Source organism: Shinella sp. HY16 (genome assembly GCF_028534175.1).
GTDB lineage: Bacteria > Pseudomonadota > Alphaproteobacteria > Rhizobiales > Rhizobiaceae > Shinella.
The window spans coordinates 565,223-585,527 of sequence record NZ_JAHYXL010000001.1; the positions used below are offsets into that span (position 1 = coordinate 565,223).

Sequence of the window (20,305 nt, forward strand, 5' to 3'; positions counted from 1 at the left end):
CATGGCTGGTATCGAGACCGTGCTTTCCGTCGAAAATCTCTCTGTCCGCATGGGGCAGGCCGGCCTTACCGTGGTCGATGGCCTCTCCTTTTCCCTGCCGGCCGGCGAGATGCTGGCGCTGGTTGGCGAATCCGGTTCCGGCAAGACCATGGCCGCCCGCTCCGTGCTGGGTCTTCTGCCGCCGCCCTTCATGGCGACGCCCGAAAGCCGCATCCGCTTCAGGGGCACGGATCTCGTCAGCGCGCTGCCGGCAAAGATGCGGGAAGTCCGCGGCGCGGGCATCGGCATGGTGTTCCAGGAGCCGATGGTCTCGCTCAACCCCGCCATGACGATCGGCCGGCAGATGGCCGAAGGTCTGGCGCTGCACAGGAAGCTCGGCAAGGCCGAGATCCGCGACAGGAGCCTTGCCATGCTGGAGCGCATCCGCATCCAGGATCCGGCGCGCTGCCTTGCCGCCTTCCCGCATGAATTTTCCGGCGGCATGCGCCAGCGTATCATGCTCGCCTCCGTCATGCTGCTGAAGCCGGCGCTTCTCATCGCCGACGAGCCGACCACGGCGCTCGACACGCTGATCCAGCGCGACGTGCTCGACCTGATGGTGGAGCTGACACAGGAAAACAACACCGCGGTCCTCCTCATCAGTCACGATCTTGGCATGGTTTCGCACTACGTGCGCAACGTCGTGGTCATGCACAAGGGCAGGGCGGTGGAGCAGGGCGACAGCAAGGATGTGCTGCATGCCCCGAAACACGACTACACGCGGCGTCTCGTCGACGCCCTGCCGCGCCGCAGCGCCGGCGGCAGCCGGTCGGCAAGCGCGCCGGCCGAGGCGCTGATCGAGCTCAAGGACGTGGTCATCGATTATCCCGGCCGTGCAAAGCTCTTCGGCCGGGCGGCGGGAAAACGCGCCGTGCATGGCGTCGATCTCGCCATCAACCGCGGCGAGACGCTGGCGCTGGTCGGCGCTTCCGGCTCCGGCAAGACGACGCTCGGCCGGGCGATCGTCGGACTGGTGACGCCTTCCGGCGGCACGATGGCCTTCCGCGGTGCGCCGCTTGCCTACCGGAACGATGCCGGCGGCCGTGCGCTGCGCCAATCGATCCAGATCGTCTTCCAGGACCCCTATTCCTCGCTCGACCCGCGCCAGCGCATCGCGGAGATCGTCGGCGAGCCCTTGAAGCTCGACCCGGCGATGGATCGCGGAAAGCGGCAGGCGCGGGTGGAGGAGGTGTTTGCCGAGGTCGGCCTTGCGCCGGAGCTTGCCGGCCGCTTTCCGCACCAGCTCTCGGGCGGCCAGCGCCAGCGCGTGGCGATTGCTCGTGCCATCGTCAGCCGCCCCGCCTTCGTCGTGGCCGACGAACCGGTTTCGGCGCTCGACATGACCGTGCAGAAGCAGATCCTGAAACTCTTCCGCGATCTTCAGGCGCGCTACGGCTTTGCCTGCCTGTTCGTCTCGCACGATCTCGGCGCGGTGGAGCAGGTGGCCGACCGGGTCGCCGTGATGGAGAACGGCCGCATCGTCGAGATCGGCACGCGCGACGACGTCTTCGACCGGCCGCAGCACGCCTATACCCGCCGCCTGCTCGACGCCGCCATGCTGCTCGACCGCACCTTCGCAGGCACGGATGGCGCAGGCAGCCACCGCCTCCTGTCAGGGGCGGCAGGCCTTTAGATTTTCGATACGGAGAGGAGACCATCCATGCGCAATGTCAGCGGTCACGGCCAGAAGCTGTCCTATTACGATTTCGGCCATACGACCGTCTATGCCTCGCGGCTCGACCAGCGTTTCCCCTATTGCGCCTATGTACCCGACGACTACGAGGAGGATGGCGAGAAGACCTATCCGCTTGCCGTCATCGTGCATGGCACGGAGCGTGGCATGCAGGCCTATCGCGATGCCTTCGCCGATTTTGCCGAAGCCAACGGCGTCATCGTGCTGTGCCCGCTCTTCCCCGCCAACATCTGCTTCCCGGGCGATCTGTCGTCCTACAAGATGCTGCGCGACGGCGACCTGCACTATGACGCCATCATGCTCGATATGATCGCCGAGATGCAGGAAAAGTACCGCATCGAGGGCGACCGGGTGATGATGTACGGCTTTTCCGGTGGCGGCCACTTCACCCACCGGTTCCTCTACCTCCATCCCGAGCGCCTGCTCGCCGCCTCGATCGGCGCGCCCGGCGTCGTGACGCTGCTCGATTTCGACCATGATTTCTGGGTCGGCGTGCGCAATTTCGAGACGGTCTTCGGCAAGCCGATCGATCTCGACGCGATCCGCAAGGTCGCCGTGCAGATGGTGATCGGCGGTGACGACCTGGAGACCTGGGAAATCACCATCTCGCCCGACGACGACTGGTACATGCCGGGCGCCGATCTGGCCGGCGCCAACCGCAACGACCGCATGCGCGCGCTGAAGAAGAGCTTCGAGCAGCACGGCATCGGCGTGCGGCACGACATCGTGCCGGGCATTGCCCATGACGACCATCAGCTCATCGGCAAGGTCAAGGATTTCTTTGCAGAAACGCTGGGCGCAATCCGCGAGCGCTCCTGACGATAACAAAGCGGGGAACACCAGGAGATCATCATGAAACGGACATTTCTGATTTCGACGGCGCTGGCGGCTGGCCTGCTGCTTGGCGTCTCGGCCGAGGCGGCAACGCTGAACATCCGCATCAATGCCGATATCCGCAGCACGGAAGGCATCGACCGTGATGCCAACACCGACACCGTGCTGCACCATGTTTTCGAGACGCTGGTCGGCTTCCGCGCCGATCTCAGCATCGGCCCTGCGCTCGCCGAAAGCTGGGCCGTTTCGCAGGACGGCAAGACCTATACGTTCACGATCCGCGAGGGCGCGACCTTCCACAACGGCGATCCCGTCACATCGGCCGACGTCAAGTGGAACTGGGACCACCGCGTCGCGGCCGGCGCCGAATGGTTCTGCAACGCCTTCTACGACGGTTCGCAGGGCCTGAAGGTGGAGGCGCTGGAAACGCCCGACCCGCGCACCGTCGTCTTCCGCATCAACGAGCCGAATGCGCTCTTCCTCGCCCAGCTCGCCAACATCCAGTGCAACGGCTGGGTCGCCAGCCCGAAAAATGCAGGGCCGGATGGCAAGTGGATCGAGGGCAGCGCGATCGGCAGCGGTTCCTTCAAGCTGAAGGAATGGGTGAAGAGCCAGTACATCACCCTGGAGAAGTACGACGGTTACAAGCCGCCGAAGGAAAAGGCGAGCGGCTATGCCGGCGACCGCACGGCACTGGTCGATGAAGCGAAGTTCATGATCATCCCCGACACGTCGGCCGCCGAGACCGCACTCTTCGCCGGCGAGATTGACGTGCTGCCGAACTTCGAATCCCAGCGCATCGAGGATGCCAAGGCACGCGGCCTGCAGGTCATGACGACTTCAGGCCTCTCGCTGACGCCACTCCTGATCCAGACCACCGATCCGCTGATGTCGAACGTCAAGCTGCGCCAGGCGATCGCCCATGCCATCGATTTCAAGCAGATCGCTGCCGCGCGCACGGCGAACCTTGCCGATTTCAATCCCTCCGGCGTACCGCAGGCGAGCGCCTTCTTCGACGAGGACTTCCTGAAATGGCCGGCCTACGATCCGGAGGCCGCCAAGGCGCTGCTCGCCGAGGCCGGTTACAAGGGCGAGGTGATCAAGATCCAGACCAACACCCGCTACCAGGGCATGTATGAAAACAGCATCCTGGTGCAGGCCATGCTGGCAGGCGCAGGCATCAATGCCGAGCTGGAGGTGTTGGACTGGGCCGCACAGCTCGACAACTACCTCGCGGGCAAGTTCCAGCTGCAGTCCTTCGGCTATTCCGCACGCCTCGATCCCTCGCAGTTCTACGGCGTCATCATGGGCGACAAGAAGGTCGAGCCGACGGCGCAGTGGGACAATCCCGAGGCCTGGCAGCTCTATCTGAAGTCGACCAAGACGACGGATTTCGAGGCGCGCAAGGCGGTCTTCAAGGAAATCCACGCGCTGATGGCCAAGGACCTGCCGATCCTCGGCCTCTATTATGAACCTGTCGTCGCGGCAGTCGGGGCCAAGATCGAAGGCTTCGACGTCTGGGCGGCCGACAAGGAGCGGGCCTGGGGCGTGAAGAAGAACTGATCCCACCCGTCGGGCGAGGGCGGCAATCCAGGAGCGATTCCCGCAACCGGAGCAATGGCCAAAAGGCTGTGGGCCGTCCTAGCCTGTCTTCATCTCGTCGTCGGGACGCCCATCGCGCCCCGACGACCGCATCCCGTCAGGAGAAAATCATGCGTACCGAAGATCTTCCCGTCATCGACTGCCCGAAGGCGCCGCTTGCCCGCGGGCGGGCGCATGGCGAGGCGCTGCGTGGCACGATCGCCGACAAGGTGGAGCGCTGGCAGGCGGCGATCGGCAAGGCCTATGGCCGGCCGGCGGCGGCCTTCCTGCCCGTCTTCCTGACGGTGACGGACTTCCGCACGGCAATCGCCGTCCATACGCCCGATCTTCTCGAGGAGGTGCGCGGCATTGCCGAAGGTGCCGGCATATCCGAGGAGACGGCCTATGCCCTCCAACTGATGGACGAGGAATGGTGGTTCGGCGGTTTCGACGGCGAGGGCCATTGCAGCAGTCTTGCCGTTGCACCGGCAGAAGGGCGCGACACGATTGTCGGCCAGACCATGGACCTGCCACGCTGGCACGATGGCGCACAGGCCGTGCTGCGGCTCGATGACGGCGACAGCGAAACGCTGGTCTACACCTCCGCCGGCCTGATCGGCCTGATGGGCGTTTCCGGCCGCGGCCTCGGCATCTGCGTCAACACGCTTGCCCAGCTTGCCTACAGCCCGCACGGGCTTCCCGTCTCCTTCGCCATGCGCGGCGCGCTGGCGCGGAAAGACGCGGCAGCGGCGGCGGACTTCCTCTCCCGCGTCCCGCATGCCTCGGGTCAGAATTTCCAGGTCGGCGACCGGAACGGCATCCGCACGCTCGAATGCGCGGCGGGTGGCGTTGCCGAGATCGCCATTGCCGATGGCCTGTCGCTTCACACGAACCATCCGCTCGCCAATACGCGCGTCGCGCCGAATGCCAGGCTGGAGGGCGGCAGCGACTCGCGCACCCGCCTTCGCAGCCTCCATACCGATTTTTCCCGCGGCGGGCCGGTGAATGCCGAAACCGTAAGACGCGCCCTTTCGGCGCAGCGCAAGGGCGGCGCCGTCTCCATCGTGCCGAAAGGCCCGGCACGTACCGACACCAAGCTCGGCCTCATGCGCCAGATGACGGTCGGTGCAGTCGTTTACGAGATCGGCAAAACGGTGTCGCTCTCCGTCGCCGCGGGGCCGCCGAGCGCCGAAAGCTGGCGGCGGCTGGCGGTGCGCGGCTGAGTATCTCGGCCGTGCCGGCACGAGATGCGCAAACGCTCCACCCCGCCTTTCAGCGGTTGATCTGATGGCGGAGGGTGGAGCGGGGGCGTCGAGGCGTCATGCGCGATGGCACGGCATGCGCCGAAGGGGCATCAGAGGCACTGAATGATGCAGATGCCGGCGCAGGCCAGCCAGCACTGATAATCAGAGCCGCAATAGATGCATTGCGGGGCGCATCTCTTGATGCAGTCCCAGTTTATCAGCGGCTGGATTTGCGAATCCGTCTTGCCGTAGTCCAGGTGAACTTCACAACCCATGGGTTGTGTTATGTCGTTGCATTTTATGGTGAGCGTCGCCTCGAATTTGAAAAGCCCTCCGTCGAAGGGATCAAATTTGATATCGGCGACCATCTCAACTTTCGGGTATTTTATCTCGAGCTTGCGTATTTTTATGTCAAACGCACCGAAGCTGCCCATCTTTTGGCATATGATGACGCTTCTCATGTCCGATTTGTCGTGACTTAAGAATTCGATCGCAGTAACGTTTTCCGCGCTGAGAATGGAAGCTTTCAGGTTTCTGTTGTTCAGAAGGTCCGCTCTGTTGGCCAATGCCTTTTGACGGATGATGTCGACCGATTCCGGATTCAGTCTTCTGATGCTAGACTGCGATGTGCCGCAGCATCCTCCAGTTCCACACATTTCAATCCCTCCTCAAACCCTATGATCAGGGTGGGATATGATTAACACCTTGCGGTTGATTGTAAATAATACACAACGTAAAATTGTTAAAATTTTTACGCGAAATGCATGTACGCGCCGCGGGCTTTTCTGCCGGATGCTCCACCCCTTCGGCTGCGGGCTTCATGCTGTGAGGAGGCTGGAAAGGTATGCCAATCAAGGCCGTCTGGAGTTTCCCTTTCGGGCGGCATCATCTTCCAGCGAGATGCCGCCCTGCACCCGTCAGGCCGGCAGGGTTGCCAGAAGGGCTTCGTAGGTCGGGGCGAGTGCCCGCAGCTGGGCAGCGGCGGTTGCATCGTCCCGGGCGACCAGCGGATATTGCAGGGAGCCGATGAGCCGGGCCTGACGGTCGAGGATGGCTGCGGCCTGCACCTCGCCGATCTGCGTGAGGCAGGTGGCTGCGTCCGCGGCGCGGCGGGCGCCGACCCGGACGGCGAAGTGGACCAGGTGGTCGCGCAACCCCTCCTCGACGCCCCGTTCGATCATTGCCGCGAGCGCTTCGGCCGCCTCGCCGTTGCCGATCGTTCCCGGCGGCACCTCGCTGACACCCGCGCCGGCCAACCATCTGCGTGCAGCGGGCAAGGCGGCGCGGATGATCTCCGTGTTGGACCTGACGGCGATCCGGCGGAAGCCCGAGCGCAGGGTGAAGGGGGTGCCGTAGTCGAGTGTTTCCGTCTGCCAGGCCTTGAGGAACAGGTCGACCGGCAGCCGCGCATAGGGGAAGCCCTCCGGATCGTGCATCAGCACCGACGTCTCGTCCATCTCGATGACGACGACATAGTGATCCGCGCCGATCGGCCCCATCCGTCCCGGCTGGTGCCGGAGATGACCCATCTCCACGGGGCCGATCCAGACCGGCCCATCGACCAGCGCAGCCTTGAGCGTGGCGAGCGCCGATTGCGGGTCGTCGCCGTGTACGAGATCGGAGGTCCAGCCCAGCGCCGCCAGCGTATCGTCAAAGCTTGCTTCCGGTGTCCAGCAGAATGGATCGAAAAACGGCAGCGTGCCCCGCAGCAAATGCATGCCGAAAGCACTGCTCGTTGCAAATTCAATGACGTTTGTCGGTGGTGAAATTTCACCTAACATCATGGCGAAGGCGTTTGAATAACAATAAGGGCCGGAGCCTGTATAGGGAAAATGCTTCATTTTTACTGTCTCCTTGTTGAAAGAGACGGAGATAGAAGAAGAAATTCGCAAAAATTGTCAACGGTCGCGAATTTCTTTCTTTAAACTGTTGCTATTTCGCCATCGGCCGTGGCCTTGTTGACAGGTGAAGGGCCGCAGGGCGGCGGGAGGGATCATGCGCCTCAACCAGGTGACCGTAACGATGCCGGATCTCGATTCAGGCTGGCGGTTTTATTGCCTGCTCGGCCTCAGGCCCGTCGTCGACGCGCGGCCTCGCTATGCCCGCTTCCTCTGCCCGGAGGGCGACAGCACCTTCTCGCTGCGCCAGGGAGAGGCGGGTGGGGGTGGAACCACCGTCTATTTCGAGTGCGAGGATCTGGACGGGACGGTCAGGGCTCTTGTCGAAGCCGGCCTCCGGTTTGAACGCGGGCCGGAGGATATGAGCTGGCTCTGGCGTGAGGCTGACCTGTTCGATCCCGGCGGCAACCGCATCGTCCTCTACCATGCCGGGGCGAACCGGATCGATCCGCCGTGGCGGATCGACAGGACGTGACGGCGGTAAGCGCCTGCGTTCCTTGAATGCCGGGCCACCCGCAGACTCGCGGGTGGCCCGGCGTGGTCTCAGAATTCCTCCCACTCGCCTTTGGTGTCGAGGGCCGCATTGCCGCTGAAGGCGGCTGCAACCTTGCGGCCGAGCGTGCGGGCAGGGGAGGCAACGGCGGAATCGGCACTCCGCGCGGTGCGCAGGCCGCCTGCACGGGCGGCAGAGGCGCCCTCCAGCCGGAACTGGCTGACCAGCTCGCGCAGGCGCACAGCCTCGTTGGCCAGCGTGTTGGAGGCGGCGTTGGACTGTTCCACCATTGCCGCATTCTGCTGGGTCGTCTGGTCCATGGCGTTGACCGCAGTATTGACCTCGGCCAGCCCGACGGACTGTTCCTTGGCCGATGTCGCAATCGATTCCATATGCGTGTTGATCTCGACGATGAAGCCGCTGATGGTTTTCAGCGCCGAGCCCGTATCGCGCACCAGCTTCACGCCAGTGCCGACTTCGGCGGACGAGTTCTGGATCAGACCCTTGATCTCCTTGGCCGCCTGGGCGGAGCGCTGGGCAAGCTCGCGCACCTCCTGTGCCACGACCGCAAAACCCTTGCCGGCCTCGCCCGCACGGGCTGCTTCGACGCCTGCATTGAGGGCGAGCAGGTTGGTCTGGAAGGCGATCTCGTCGATGACGCCGATGATGTTGGAAATCTGCTGCGAGCTTTCCTCGATCTTGCGCATCGCCTCTTCCGCATGGGAGACGACTTCTGCGGATTCGGCCGCCGAATGGTTGGCGCGGCCGGCGACGTCCTTGGCCTCTTCCGTGCGTTTGGAGGAGTTGGCGACATTGACGGTGATCTCGTCGAGCGCCGCTGCCGTTTCCTCCAGCGAGGCGGCCTGCTGCTCCGTGCGCTTCGAAAGGTCGTCCGTGCCGGCGGCGATTTCTCGGGTGCCGGTGTCGAGCGTCGAGATGGAGCCGGAGATTTCCGAAAGCGTCGTGCCGAGCTGCGCGACGGAGCGGTTGAAGTCGTGGCGCAGGGCCTCGAAATCCGGTGCGAAGGTCTCGTTGAGCTGGAAGGCGAGGTCGCCGGAGGCGAGGCGCTTCAGGCCGGCGGCAAGGCCGGATGTCGCAACACGCAGCCGCTCGGCGGCGTCGGCTTCGGCCTTCTCCTGCATGGTGATGCGTTCGGCCTCGGCCTTCTTGCGGTTTTCCGTCGCTTCCTGCTCCAGCCGCCGGTTGGCGATGGCGCCCTGGCGGAAGACCTCCAGCGCCTTGCCCATGTCGCCGATCTCGTCGTTGTTCCTGGCAAGGTCGATCTGCGTGTCCAGCTGACCATTGGCCACGAGGCCCATGGAATTGCCAAGCTTGTACATGCCGCCGATGATGCGCTTGAAGGTCACGTAGCCGATGATGGCGAGCATCAGCATCAGCGCGCCCATGGCGGCCAGGGTCAGCGACCAGAAGAAGGCGGCGCGGGCGTTGGCGGCGTCGACGGCGCCCTGGGTGCGGTGCTCGAGCTTCACGAAGAAGGCGTCGACCGGCTTCATGATCTCGGCCTTGAACTTGTGGTACTCGGGCGAATCCAGCATGTGCGCCGCCTTGTCCCGGGCCTCCGGTCCTGTCGTGGCGGCATTGTCGACAAGGGTCATCGCCTCGGTCTCAAGCTTGACGAGCGCATCGGAGCGCTTGCCTGCCTCATCGAGCAGGGCGAATTCGTCGTCGGTGAAACCGGCCTGCTTCATCAGGTCGAGAATGGAGATGGCGGGACCGTCCGGGCGGGGTTTTGCCTCGCCACCGGCGACGAAGTCCCAGTAGATGCGGTGGTAGTCTTCCGGTCGTGGCCGGGTCCCGTTGCGGATTTCGATGACGGCGTTGTACTGGTCCTTGTAGGATGCATCCCCCGTTTCGGCATAGGTGCGCACCAGGCGCGTCAGATCGTCGGACGACTGGCGGAAGCCGTCGGCGAGAAGGTAGGACCGGTACTTCTGGTCATAGGCATTCGTCACATCGCCGGCTGCGCCGGTATATTCCCACAGACTGCCCGCGAGGCCGGCAATGGCAATGCCGGTGGCCGAGGCGAGGATGAGGAATTGCGTCTTGATTCTCATGATGGACAGTTCCTGGCGTGGACATGCCTCTTCTGCCGCGTCGAACTCATTTCTGACGTCATGAAGTCATGCCGCACATGAGTGCTATACCCGACGCCATCGTCGGTATGTGTAAAGGATGTGCTTTATAATGGTTAGGGAATCGATAATTCGCCCGAATTTGCCCCGGATTTCAGTATTTTGACAGTATGCATCCGCTGCGTGTATTTCAAGGTTTTCGATCGATGGCGGGTTTTGACGATTGTTATTTATTTTTTCCAAATTTCTTGCCATTTATTTTTTGTATTTCTAGTCAAAATTGAAGTTGTATTTTTGAATCGGCGTAATAGGTTTAATGTTGAAATATAAGAAATATGTACTTTAAATTCGCCGTATGTATGAAGTCCCGCCTTTGTTCGGCCCTTCGCCAGTCAATGTGTTCGATTTAGAGTGTTTTACTCATCCAGAATCCCCGTCGACACGACGCTGCAACAGCTATTGTCGAAGGGTGTGAGCAGTCGGCGCTGTGCCTAGAGCATGCAAAGGCGCGCGAAATCAGGAAGGGTCGGGCGACGGTGCGGGTGATGGGAGATTTTACAACGTCCGGCTGCGCGAAATTGTGGGTTTCGGCGCATTTTTCTTGTCCGGAACGAAGGGGGCATCCAGCAAAATCTTCAAGCGAGGCCTCTTTGCCGCGCTTTCAGGTTCAATGCGTCCTCGCCGGCCTCAGGCGTGCCGGGCCGCGCGATAAAGGGCCGGATCGGGGATCGGTACGGCAGCCATCAGGTTGCGTGTGTAGTCGTCGCCGGGGCTTTCGAAGACCTGCCGGCGTGTGCCGATCTCGACGATCCGCCCGCCGCGCATCACCGCGACATGGTGCGACATCTTCTCGATGACCGCCATGTCGTGCGAGATGAAGAGATAGGCGAGGCCCATCTGCTCCTGCAGTTCCAGCATCAGGTCGAGCACCCGGGCGCGGACCGAAACGTCGAGCGCCGCGACGCTCTCGTCGGCGACGATGAGCTTCGGCTCCAGCGCCAGCGCCCGGGCGATGCAGATGCGCTGGCGCTGGCCGCCGGAAAACTCGTGCGGATAGCGGCCGCCGGCATCCGGCGGCATGCCGACGCGCTTCAGGAGGGCGGCCACCCGGTCCTGCCGTTCGGAGGCATTGCCGACGCCGTGGATGACCAGTGGCTCGGCGATGGCCGCACCGACCGTCATGCGCGGGTCGAGTGAGGCGTAGGGGTCTTGAAAGATCATCTGCGCGATGCGGCGCACGGGGCGCATCGCGGCGGGCTTCAGGCCGTGCGTCTCGTGTCCATCGATCGAAACGCTGCCCGCGAAGGGAATGAGGTTGAGCACGGCCTTGCCGGTGGTCGACTTGCCCGAACCGCTTTCGCCGACAAGGCCGAGCGTCTCGCCCGCCTTGAGGACGAAGGAAATGTCGCTGACGGTGGCGGGGGCGATGCGCGACCGGTTGAACCATCCGGCGCGCGCGCCATAGGTGACGCTGAGATCCTTGACGACGAGGATTGGGTTTTCCGCCGGTGGTGGCGCAGCTTCCGTCAGGCGGGGCGGTCCGTCCGTGCCGGCATGGGCGCCGAGGCGGGGAACGGCGGCAAGCAGTTGGCGCGTATAGGGTTCGGCCGGCCGCGCGAAGATGTCGAGCGCATCGCCGGCCTCGACGATCCTGCCCTGCTGCATGATCGCCACCCGGTCCGCCATTTCCGCGACCACACCCATGTCGTGGGTGATCATCAGGATGGAGGTGGAGAATTCACGCCGGAGTTCGCGCATCAGCGTGAGGATCTGCGCCTGCACGGTCACGTCGAGTGCGGTCGTCGGCTCGTCGGCGATCAGCACCTTGGGCCGGCAGGAGAGCGCCATGGCGATCATCACGCGCTGGCGCATGCCGCCGGAAAGTTCGTGCGGGTACTGCGTCAGCCGGCGCGGCGCCTCGCTCATGTGCACGGCGTCGAGCATTGCGCGGGCAATGGCTTCGGCTCCCTCGGAGAGATCCTCGCGATGCTCGCGGATCGCCTCCACCATCTGGGCGCCGATGGTCATCACCGGGTTCAGCGAGGTCATCGGCTCCTGGAAGATCATCGCGATGTCGCCACCGCGGATCTTGCGCAGCGCCCGGTGCGGAATGCCAAGGATGTTGCGGTCTTCCAGCCGGATTTCGCCGGTCGATACCTTCAGCGAAGCCTTCGGCAAAAGGCCCATGATGGCCAGCGAGGTGACGGACTTGCCGGACCCCGATTCCCCCGCAAGGCAGAGCGTCTCGCCGGCGGCAAGATCGAAGCTCACGCCGTCGAGGATGCGCTTCAGCCCTTCAGGCGTGCGCGCATCGACGGAGAGGTTGCGGACGGAGAGAACCGGGGCGGCCTGATGCGACGTCACGCGAAGACGATCCTCGGGAAGTAGAAGGAAACGACCCAGTTCGGCATGTCGACAATCTCGCTGATCCTGAGATCGCCGCAGACCGAGCAGAGCAAATAGGCATCGACGGGACTGTAGCCGTGCTCGGCGACGAGAAGGTCGATCATGCGCATCAGCGCCTCGCGGGCGCCCGTCATCAGGTCGGGGCCGATGCCGGTCGTGACCTCGTAGCCGGCGCCGTCGAGATGGCGCGTCACGGGCTCGGTCGTCGTGAAACGTGGTGTCTTGAGGTTGGCGCCCTTCACGAGGTCGAGGGTGAGTTCGACATTCATCTGGCTCTCGATCGCCGTTCCGCAGACCTCGCCATCGCCCTGCGCCGCATGGGTATCGCCGACGGAGAACAGCGCGCCTTCGACCTCGACGGGCAGGTAGAGCGTCACGCCCGCCGTGAGGTCGCGGATATCCATGTTGCCGCCGACACGGCGCGGCGGCACGACGGAGTGGAGGCCAGGTTCGGCCGGCGCAACGCCGATCGTGCCGGTGAACGGCTTCAACGGCACGCGCCCGCCGGGTCCGAAGGCGGAGGGCGCCATGCTTGCCGTATCGTAGGACCAGATGTGCAGCGCCGGGTCCTTGAACTGGTCGGCGAGCAGGCCGAAGCCGGGAATGTTCGCCGTCCAGCCGTGGCCGGAGGGATGGAACTTGCGGATCGTCACCTTCAGCGCATCGCCGGGCTCCGCGCCTTCCACATAGACCGGGCCGGAGACGGGGTTCACCTTGCCGAAATCGAGCGCGGCAAGCGTCTCCAGCGTCGAATCACGGCCGAGCTGGCCGCCCGAGGAATCGAGGCATTCGAAGAGGATGGTCTCGCCGGGCCTGGCCGTCAGCGCCGGCGGAAAGGCGCGGTCCCAGCCGAAATTATGCTGCGCGCGGTGGATGGTGTGGGTGCAGGCGACGCACATGGAAGGCCTCCCGGTCGTTTGTTGTTCTTGAAAGCTCTCCCCGCGGGTGCGAGGAGAGCCGGTGGTGAAGGCTCAGGGCTTCACGAAGATCGCGTCGTAATTGATGACGCGCGTCGGATCGATGTAGATGTTGTCCGGCCCGCCCATGCGCAGCGACTTGGCGACGACGCGACGCTCGTTGATGACGGGCACCCAGGGCGCATCCGCCATGATGTCGGTGAAGATCTTGCCCCAGGCTGCCTGGCGCTCCGCCGCCTTGGCCGGGTCGGACATGGCATCGGCCTCCGCGGCGCGCTTGTCGATCGCCTCGTTGCAGTACCACGGCCAGTTCCAGCCGCCGGAGACGGCGCCCGAGCAGCCGAGGATCGGGCCGTAGAAGTTGGACGGATCCGGGAAGTCGGCGATCCAGCCCATGCCGCCGGACCAGATCATCGGCGCTTCCCCCTCGGTGCCGCCGGCGGCGATCACGTTGCCCTGCGCCAGTGCCCGCACCTCGGCCTTGATGCCGATGGCAGCGAGATCCTGCTGGATCGCCTGGGCGATGCGCGGTTGCGGGTCGGTGTTGGTGGAATAGAGCACCGTCTCGAAACCATCGGGATGGCCGGCCTCGACAAGCAGGGCCTTGGCCTTTTCCACGTCAAAGGCATAGCCGGTGAAGGCCTTGTCGTAGCCCGGCATCAACGGCGGCAGGATTTGATTGGCCGGCGTTGCGCGGCCGTTCAGAATGCGCGTGATGCGCTCCTTGTTGATCGCCATGTTGACGGCCTGGCGCACCTTCACGTCGTCGAAGGGTTTTACCTTGGTGTTGAGCGTGATGTAGCCGGTGTGCAGTTGTTCGCCGTCGACGATCATCGCCGCGCCATCGGGCGAGTTCTTGATCTCCAGGAACTTTGCCGGCGGAATGCCGTCGCCGGCAATGTCTACCTCGCCCTTCTGCAGGCGCAGGAGCGCGACGAGAGGCTCCTGGCCGACTTCGATCGTCACCTTGTCGACATGCGGCACGTCCTTGACGAAATAGTCGGGGTTGCGTTCGAAGACGAGCTTCTGGCCGATCGTCCAGTCCTTCAGCACCAGCGCACCGGAGCCGACCGGCTTCTTGCCGAAGTCGCCGGCCGCCGCGTCCACCGCTTCCTTCGGCACGACGGAGGCGAAGTTGATCGCCATGACGTGCAGGAAGGTCGCATCGGGCCGCGAGAGGCGGAAGACGACGGTCGCATCGTCAGGCGTCTCCACGCCCGAAAGCACCTCGGCCTTGCCGCCCGTCAGGTCGTCGAAACCCTTGATCGCGCCGAAGAAACCGGCGCCGGGGCCCTGCGTCTTCGGGTTGACGGCGCGCTCGATGGAATATTTCACGTCCGAGGCGACGATTTCGCGGCCGTTGGTGAATTTCACGCCCTTGCGCAGCTTGAACGTATAGGTGAGCCCGTCGGGCGCGACCTCGAAGCTCTCGGCAAGCGAGGGCACGAGGTTGGCGGTGCCGGGCTCGTAGTCCATCAGGCGCGAGAACAGGCTCTTGATCATCGACCAGTTGACCCAGTCATAGCCGATATGCGGGTCGAGCGTGGTGATGTCGTCCTTGTAGGTGACGACGATCTCGCCGCCCTGCGCGGGCGTTTCGGCCTTGGCCGAGAGTGCGGAGAAGGCGAGCACGGTCGCCGTTGTCGTTGTCAGTAACCAGCGATTGAACATTTTTCGTTCCCCTTTTTGGTTTCAATGCGAACGGATACGCGGATCGATCATCGGCGCGATGAGGTCTGCGACGAGATTGCCGACGATGATGGCGAAGGCGGAGGTGAGCGTGACGCCCATGATGATGGGAATGTCGACCTGCTGGATCGCCTGCCAGGCAAGTTGGCCGATGCCGGGCCAGCCATAGACCGCCTCCACGACCACGACCCCGCCCATGAACTGGCCGATATCGATGCCGATCATCGCGACGACGGGCAGGATGGCGTTGGGCAGGGCGTGGCGCAGCACCACGCGCCGGCCGGACAGCCCCTTGGCGCGGGCGGTGCGGATGAAGTCCTGGCTGAGAACGTCGATCATCGCCGAGCGCGCCATGCGCGCATACCAGCCGGCGCCGAGAATGCCGAGCGTCATGGCCGGCAGCACGACATGGGCGGCCGTGCCGTAGCCGCTCATCGGGAACCAGCCGAGCGTTGCGGCAAAGACGTAGAGCAGCAGCAGCGCGACGACGAATTGCGGGGCGGAAACGCCGACGAAGGCGGAGGCCATGACGAAGCGGTCGATCGCCCCGCCGCGGTTCAGCGCAGCGACGATGCCGAAGGTGAGGCCGAGCAGCACTTCGACGAAGATGCCGGCCGCCATCAGCGTCAGCGTCGCCGGCAGACGGGCGGCGATCAGCGTGGCAACCTCGGTCTTTTGCGCATAGGACCGGCCGAGATCGCCCTGGACGAGATTGCCGAGATAGCTGAGGAACTGGGTCAGCAGCGGCTGGTCGAGGCCGAGTTCACGGCGGATGTTTTCCACGGTCTGCGCCGTCGCGCTGCGCCCGGCGAGCATGCGGGCAGGGTCGGCCGGCAGCGCATAGAGCAGCACGAAGGTGATGGCGGCAACGCCGAGCAGGATCAGGCAGGACTGGACGAGGCGTTTTGCCAGAAGCTTTGCCATCAGCCGCGGCCTCGCTGGGTCGGGTCGAGGATGTCGCGCAGCGCGTCGCCCACCAGGTTGAAGGCGAGCGCCGTCAGAAGGATGACCGCGCCGGGGAAGAAGACCAGCCAGGGCGCCGCCTGGAAATAGCTCTGGCTCTCGAAGATGATGTTGCCCCAGGAGGGGTCCGGCGGCTGCACGCCGATGCCGAGGAAGGAGAGGGTGGCTTCCAGGAGCACGGTCGTCGCGATGCCGAGCGTGCCCCAGACGATGGCGGTCGGCACGAGATGTGGCAGCACATGCCGGAGCACGATGCGCGCATTGCCGGCGCCGAGCGCCCGTTCGGCCATGATGAAGTCGCGCTCCACCAGCCCGCGCGTCTCCGTATAGACGATGCGTGCCACCTGCACCCAGTTGACGAGCGCGATGACCATGGCGACGATCCACAGGCTCGGTTTCAGGATGGCGGCAAGCACGATGGCAAGCAGCAGTGCGGGAAAGGCCATCATCAGGTCGGTGAAGCGCATCATGATGCCGCCGACCCAGCCGCGCATGTAACCCGCCGTGATGCCGACGAAGAGGCCGATGGTGACGGCGACGCCATTGGCGACGAGGCCGATGATCAGCGAGGTGCGGGCGCCGTAGAGCAGGCGCGAGAGCAGGTCGCGGCCAAGCGTGTCCGTGCCGAGCAGGAATTCCCCGCCGGGCGGCATCGGCGCGCCCTCGATCGTCAGGCCTTCGAACATCTGGTTGTCAGGCGCATAGGGCGCCAGCCATGGCGCGGCGATGGCGGCGATGACCACGGCAAGAACGATGACAAGACCGAACACCGCCGCGGGCTGGCGGCACAGTTCCTTCAGCACCCGCATCAACCGACCTCGCGCAGGGATTCGGAGCCGCCGAGGAAGAAGGCGGCGAGCTGTTCGATCGGCAGGCGGCGGCGCATGGCGCAGTCGCGCAGGATCGCATAGGCACGCTCCTCGTCGATATGACGTTCGGCGGCAAGGCGGGTGACGGCGGCAAAGACGAGAGGCCGCAGTTTCAGCCGCTCCTCCAGATGGGCGATGCGGCGGCGCGTCTCCAGACGCTCTTCATGGAGAGAGACGGCGAGCACCATGGCGGGATAGACGGTCGAGGCGGAAACCGGTTTCGGGATGATCGCGCCGGCGCCGTGGCGCAGCGCCCAGGCAATGCGGCCCGGCGCTTCCGATCCGAGCAGCGCGACGACCGGGCGGGCCGGCGCGGCGTCTGAGAAGGGCAAGAGCTCGTCCCAGCCCCGGTCGGCATCGATCAGCACGAGATCCGGCAGATCGGCCGTGGAAAGCGGCGTCCATTGCACGGTCACCGAAACGCCGAGCAGGCCGAGCTGGCGACGCAGACGATCCGTGTTGCCGTCCGCCTCGCTGAGGATGACGGCGCGCCAGCCGGTAAAGTTCGGGGTCTTCAGCGTCATGACACGATCCTCAGGCGTGGGGCGGGCCGTGTCGTGGCGCCCGTCAGATAGGGATCGGCGGCGAGTGCCGGGGCGGCGGCGATGACGTCGAAGCCGTGTCCGTCGTTGATGCGGCCGAGCAGGAAGGGCAGGGCCGCATGGTTGGTCGCCGCATCCACCCGCATGTCGCCGAAGAGCGAGGGCCAGTCGCGGGCCAGCACCTCGGCGCGCACGCGCTCCGGGGCATCGGAGCCGGCCGCCTCGATCGCGGCGATGCACAGGCTGACGGCGGTGTAGGCGCTGGCGAACAGGCTGGAGACGATACGCTCCCCGCCGCCCCAGTCCCGCAGCCGCGCCTTGAAGGCATGGTTGTCGACCGTGTCGAGCGTGTGGAAATAGGAGGCTGCGCAGAGCTGGCCGGTGGCGACGCCCGCGCCGATGTCCGACAGTTCGCATTCCTGCAGGTCGCAGCTCGCGACGGGGCAGTTCTCCGGCAGGAAGGCGGGGTCGCGCGCGCCGAGCGCCCGCATGGCGGCAAGAAACGCGTAACTGGACGGGCCGACGAGATTGTTGAGCACGAAGCTCGGCCGCTTTTCCGCGATGTCGGCGACGATGCGTTCGACGGCGGTCTCCTCCAGCGGCAGGTAGCGTTCGCCGAGCACCGTGCCGCCGGCATTGTGGATGAGCTCGCGCGCCAGCCGGTTCATCTCCCAGCCCCAGACATAGTTGGCGCCGACGAGATAGGGCCGCGTGCCATGGCGGGGCAGCAGATAGTCGAAGAGCGGGATGAGGTGCTGGTTCGGGCAGCCGCCGATATAGATGACGTTCTCGTTGGCCTCGAAGCCCTCGTAGGGACACATGTACCAGAGCAGGCCGTCGTGCTTCTCGACGAGCGGGATGACTTCCTTGCGCGCCGTCGAGGTGATGGTGCCGATGATGTGCCGGCAGCCTTCGTCGCGGATCAGGCTGCGCGCGCCCTCCAGATAGGCGGCAAGGTCTGCCCGTGGATCGAAATAGGCGGGCTCGATACGGTTCCCGCCGCGCTGGCGGTAGTCATGGAAGGCGAATTCCGCGCCGTCGCGGGCATCCCGTCCCATCGAGCCATAGGGGCCGGTGGTCGAATAGAGGATGCCGATCTTCACGCGGTCTACCATTGGCCACCAATACAAAAAGCCCACAGCGATGATCCCGGAAGCCGGGTCGCTGTGGGCGCTGTTGCCCTTCGACGAACGAGGTCATGTGAGAGAGGCGGACAAAGCTGCCCGCGCATTGAAAACGATTGAAATACGCTGAAACCGGCTTTGTCAAGCACCCCGCCGTGCGCGGCGGGGGCGGGTCAGGCGAGGCCTTCGGCGGCTGCGTAGGCGCTGAGCACGTCCTTGATGTTGCGGTCGTCCTCGCGTGGCAGCAGGGCGCGCGTGGTGATGGAATCGAGATGGTGCGTCATCAGCTTGGAGGCGACGTCCGCCTTGCCGGCGATCAGGCTGTCGAGCAGCTCCTGGTGCTCGGAGACGGCGCAGTCGGAGGAATGCGGGCGACCGTAGAGCGCCAGGATCAGCGAGCTGCGGGCGACGAGTTCGTTCACGTAGCGGATCAGGCTGGCATTGTTCGTCATCTGCGCCAGGAGGGTGTGGAACTCGCCCGCCAGGCGGATCGAGGTCGCGTGTTCCTTCTTGGCGGCGTCCTCGGCCTGGATGTGGGCAGACAGCGTCTCGATCTGGTCCGGCGTCAATTTGCCGGCAAGGGTCTCGACCACGAGGCGTTCCAGCGCGGCGCGCGTCAGGAACAGGTTGCGGCCTTCCTCGAGTGTCGGCCGCGCCACGGTCGCGCCCTTGTTCGGCCTGAGATCGACGAGGCCTTCCTCGCTGAGGCGAACCAGTGCCTCGCGCACGAGCGTGCGGCTGACGCCGAGCCGCTCGCCGATCGAGTCCTCCGGCAGCTTGGCGCCGGGCGAAAGGGCCTGATCGAGAATGGCGCGCTTCAATGCCCGGTGAACGGCCTGCGAACGACCGCGGCCGGAATCGCCAACTGTCTTTGCCATGCGGCAGTCTCCAGAATCGCAAAAGTAGCGCGCAAATTGCACACAAACGGCAGGCCTGTCCACCGGGGCTGCATTTGGCGCGGGCTCTCCTGCCCGCTTGAGTGGGCTGGCAGGTGGTGGCGTGTGGTCCGTCATTGTCTCCGGCAGGAGATTTTTGCAGATGCAAGGTCGGATATATTGCATACAATAATTGCATCCTTTAAATGGAATTATCGCATGCGTGACTGAGGCGGGCAATTGGCCGTCTTCGGCGCCGGGCGAAGGAAAGCCGGAGAGGAGCGCCGATGGATACCCGCAGCAACGAAATCGAGAAGGGCGAGAGGACCGCCTTCGACTTCACCACGCTCAGCGCGCGCGAGCGCTACAAGCTGATGATCGGTACGATCATTCCGCGCCCCATCGCACTGGTGACGACCGTCGACGAATACGGCCGCTACAACGCCGCTCCCTTCAGCTTCTTCAATTGCCTTTCGGCCGACCCGCCGATCCTTGCCATCGGTGTCGAGAACAACCCGGACATGTCGTTCAAGGACACGGGCCACAACATCCGCATGACGGAGGTCTTCACCGTCAACATCGTCTCCCATGCCATTGCCGAGGCGATGCATGTCTGCGGCACTAAGTATCCGCGCGGCATAGATGAATTGAAGGAAGCGGGTCTGACCGCCATGCCCGGCGAACGCATCGCCGCGCCCTGGATCAAGGAGGCGCCAGCGGCTTTCGAATGCCGCCGTCACGTCACGCTGGAGCTTGGAAAGTCGCGCCAGATCATCATGGGGGAGATCCTTTTCGCGCATTACCAGGAGGGCGCCGTCGACAGCGCCATGCATGTCGATCCGAACGTCATCGACGCCATTGCACGCCTTGGCGGCGACACCTGCTCCACCATTCGCGACCGGTTCGAGATGCTGACGCCCAAGCTCGGCTGATCTGCCCGACGGATCCTCGAAGCCGTGTTTTATGCCCCGCGCCAGCCCACCGGCCCGCGGGGCTTTGTTTTTCCACCGAGGAGCGCACACGAAAATACAATTCTCTCATTGTC

The 20,305-nt window shown here is 64.4% G+C and carries 17 protein-coding genes; 7 read left to right on the forward strand and 10 right to left on the reverse strand.

Going from position 1 to position 20,305, the window contains the following annotated elements; translation table 11 throughout:
- Position 1 precedes the first annotated feature (1 nt).
- The 5 genes from K0P03_RS02785 to K0P03_RS02805 all read left to right on the forward strand — a co-directional run bounded on the left by K0P03_RS02785 (position 2) and on the right by K0P03_RS02805 (position 5,873).
- Positions 2 to 1,672 carry an ABC transporter ATP-binding protein gene (locus K0P03_RS02785; RefSeq protein WP_272788839.1) on the forward strand — a complete coding sequence of 557 codons (1,671 nt, stop codon included), beginning with the start codon at positions 2 to 4 and terminating at the stop codon, positions 1,670 to 1,672.
- 27 nt (positions 1,673 to 1,699) lie between these two features.
- On the forward strand, positions 1,700 to 2,551 hold the full coding sequence (locus K0P03_RS02790; RefSeq protein ID WP_023511993.1) for a hypothetical protein: 852 nt from the start codon (positions 1,700 to 1,702) through the stop codon (positions 2,549 to 2,551).
- A gap of 33 nt (positions 2,552 to 2,584) precedes the next feature.
- Positions 2,585 to 4,129 carry an ABC transporter substrate-binding protein gene (locus K0P03_RS02795; protein WP_023511994.1) on the forward strand — a complete coding sequence of 515 codons (1,545 nt, stop codon included), beginning with the start codon at positions 2,585 to 2,587 and terminating at the stop codon, positions 4,127 to 4,129.
- Positions 4,130 to 4,278: 149 nt separating this feature from the next.
- Positions 4,279 to 5,370, forward strand: a complete 1,092-nt coding sequence (locus K0P03_RS02800; protein WP_272788840.1) for a C45 family autoproteolytic acyltransferase/hydolase — start codon at positions 4,279 to 4,281, stop codon at positions 5,368 to 5,370.
- A 98-nt stretch (positions 5,371 to 5,468) separates the two neighbouring features.
- Positions 5,469 to 5,873, forward strand: coding sequence for a hypothetical protein (locus tag K0P03_RS02805; RefSeq protein ID WP_272788841.1), 405 nt, complete (start codon positions 5,469 to 5,471; stop codon positions 5,871 to 5,873).
- A 435-nt stretch (positions 5,874 to 6,308) separates the two neighbouring features.
- On the opposite strand, the gene K0P03_RS02810 is transcribed toward K0P03_RS02805, so the two are convergent.
- A complete protein-coding gene (locus K0P03_RS02810; protein ID WP_272788842.1) occupies positions 6,309 to 7,232 on the reverse strand; it encodes a hypothetical protein in 924 nt (307 codons plus the stop codon).
- 154 nt (positions 7,233 to 7,386) lie between these two features.
- Between K0P03_RS02810 and K0P03_RS02815 the strand changes: the two genes are divergently transcribed.
- Positions 7,387 to 7,764: a VOC family protein gene (locus K0P03_RS02815; protein WP_272788843.1), complete on the forward strand. Its 378-nt coding sequence runs from the start codon at positions 7,387 to 7,389 to the stop codon at positions 7,762 to 7,764.
- A gap of 68 nt (positions 7,765 to 7,832) precedes the next feature.
- On the opposite strand, the gene K0P03_RS02820 is transcribed toward K0P03_RS02815, so the two are convergent.
- From K0P03_RS02820 to K0P03_RS02860, 9 genes are all read right to left on the reverse strand, one after another.
- A complete protein-coding gene (locus K0P03_RS02820) occupies positions 7,833 to 9,857 on the reverse strand; it encodes a methyl-accepting chemotaxis protein (protein WP_245290225.1) in 2,025 nt (674 codons plus the stop codon).
- 705 nt (positions 9,858 to 10,562) lie between these two features.
- A complete protein-coding gene (locus K0P03_RS02825; protein WP_272788844.1) occupies positions 10,563 to 12,239 on the reverse strand; it encodes an ABC transporter ATP-binding protein in 1,677 nt (558 codons plus the stop codon).
- Positions 12,236 to 13,180, reverse strand: coding sequence for an acetamidase/formamidase family protein (locus K0P03_RS02830; RefSeq protein ID WP_050745784.1), 945 nt, complete (start codon positions 13,178 to 13,180; stop codon positions 12,236 to 12,238). The genes K0P03_RS02825 and K0P03_RS02830 overlap by 4 nt, the downstream gene beginning before the upstream one ends.
- Positions 13,181 to 13,252: 72 nt before the next feature.
- Positions 13,253 to 14,869 carry an ABC transporter substrate-binding protein gene (locus K0P03_RS02835; RefSeq protein ID WP_272788845.1) on the reverse strand — a complete coding sequence of 539 codons (1,617 nt, stop codon included), beginning with the start codon at positions 14,867 to 14,869 and terminating at the stop codon, positions 13,253 to 13,255.
- Positions 14,870 to 14,890: 21 nt separating this feature from the next.
- Positions 14,891 to 15,811 (reverse strand): ABC transporter permease, encoded by a 921-nt coding sequence (locus K0P03_RS02840; protein ID WP_272788846.1) that lies wholly within the window; start codon positions 15,809 to 15,811, stop codon positions 14,891 to 14,893.
- Positions 15,811 to 16,659 (reverse strand): ABC transporter permease, encoded by an 849-nt coding sequence (locus K0P03_RS02845; RefSeq protein ID WP_023514940.1) that lies wholly within the window; start codon positions 16,657 to 16,659, stop codon positions 15,811 to 15,813. The genes K0P03_RS02840 and K0P03_RS02845 overlap by 1 nt, the downstream gene beginning before the upstream one ends.
- The gene (locus K0P03_RS02850; protein ID WP_023514939.1) at positions 16,659 to 17,243 is read right to left on the reverse strand and encodes an ANTAR domain-containing response regulator; all 585 of its coding nucleotides are present in this window, start codon (positions 17,241 to 17,243) and stop codon (positions 16,659 to 16,661) included. Before K0P03_RS02850 ends, K0P03_RS02845 begins: the two co-directional genes overlap by 1 nt.
- The gene (locus tag K0P03_RS02855; protein WP_050745788.1) at positions 17,240 to 18,376 is read right to left on the reverse strand and encodes a transporter substrate-binding protein; all 1,137 of its coding nucleotides are present in this window, start codon (positions 18,374 to 18,376) and stop codon (positions 17,240 to 17,242) included. Before K0P03_RS02855 ends, K0P03_RS02850 begins: the two co-directional genes overlap by 4 nt.
- Positions 18,377 to 18,558: 182 nt before the next feature.
- A complete protein-coding gene (locus K0P03_RS02860; RefSeq protein ID WP_272788847.1) occupies positions 18,559 to 19,263 on the reverse strand; it encodes a GntR family transcriptional regulator in 705 nt (234 codons plus the stop codon).
- Positions 19,264 to 19,547: 284 nt separating this feature from the next.
- Between K0P03_RS02860 and K0P03_RS02865 the strand changes: the two genes are divergently transcribed.
- The gene (locus K0P03_RS02865) at positions 19,548 to 20,192 is read left to right on the forward strand and encodes a flavin reductase family protein (RefSeq protein WP_050745789.1); all 645 of its coding nucleotides are present in this window, start codon (positions 19,548 to 19,550) and stop codon (positions 20,190 to 20,192) included.
- Positions 20,193 to 20,305: the final 113 nt, after the last annotated feature.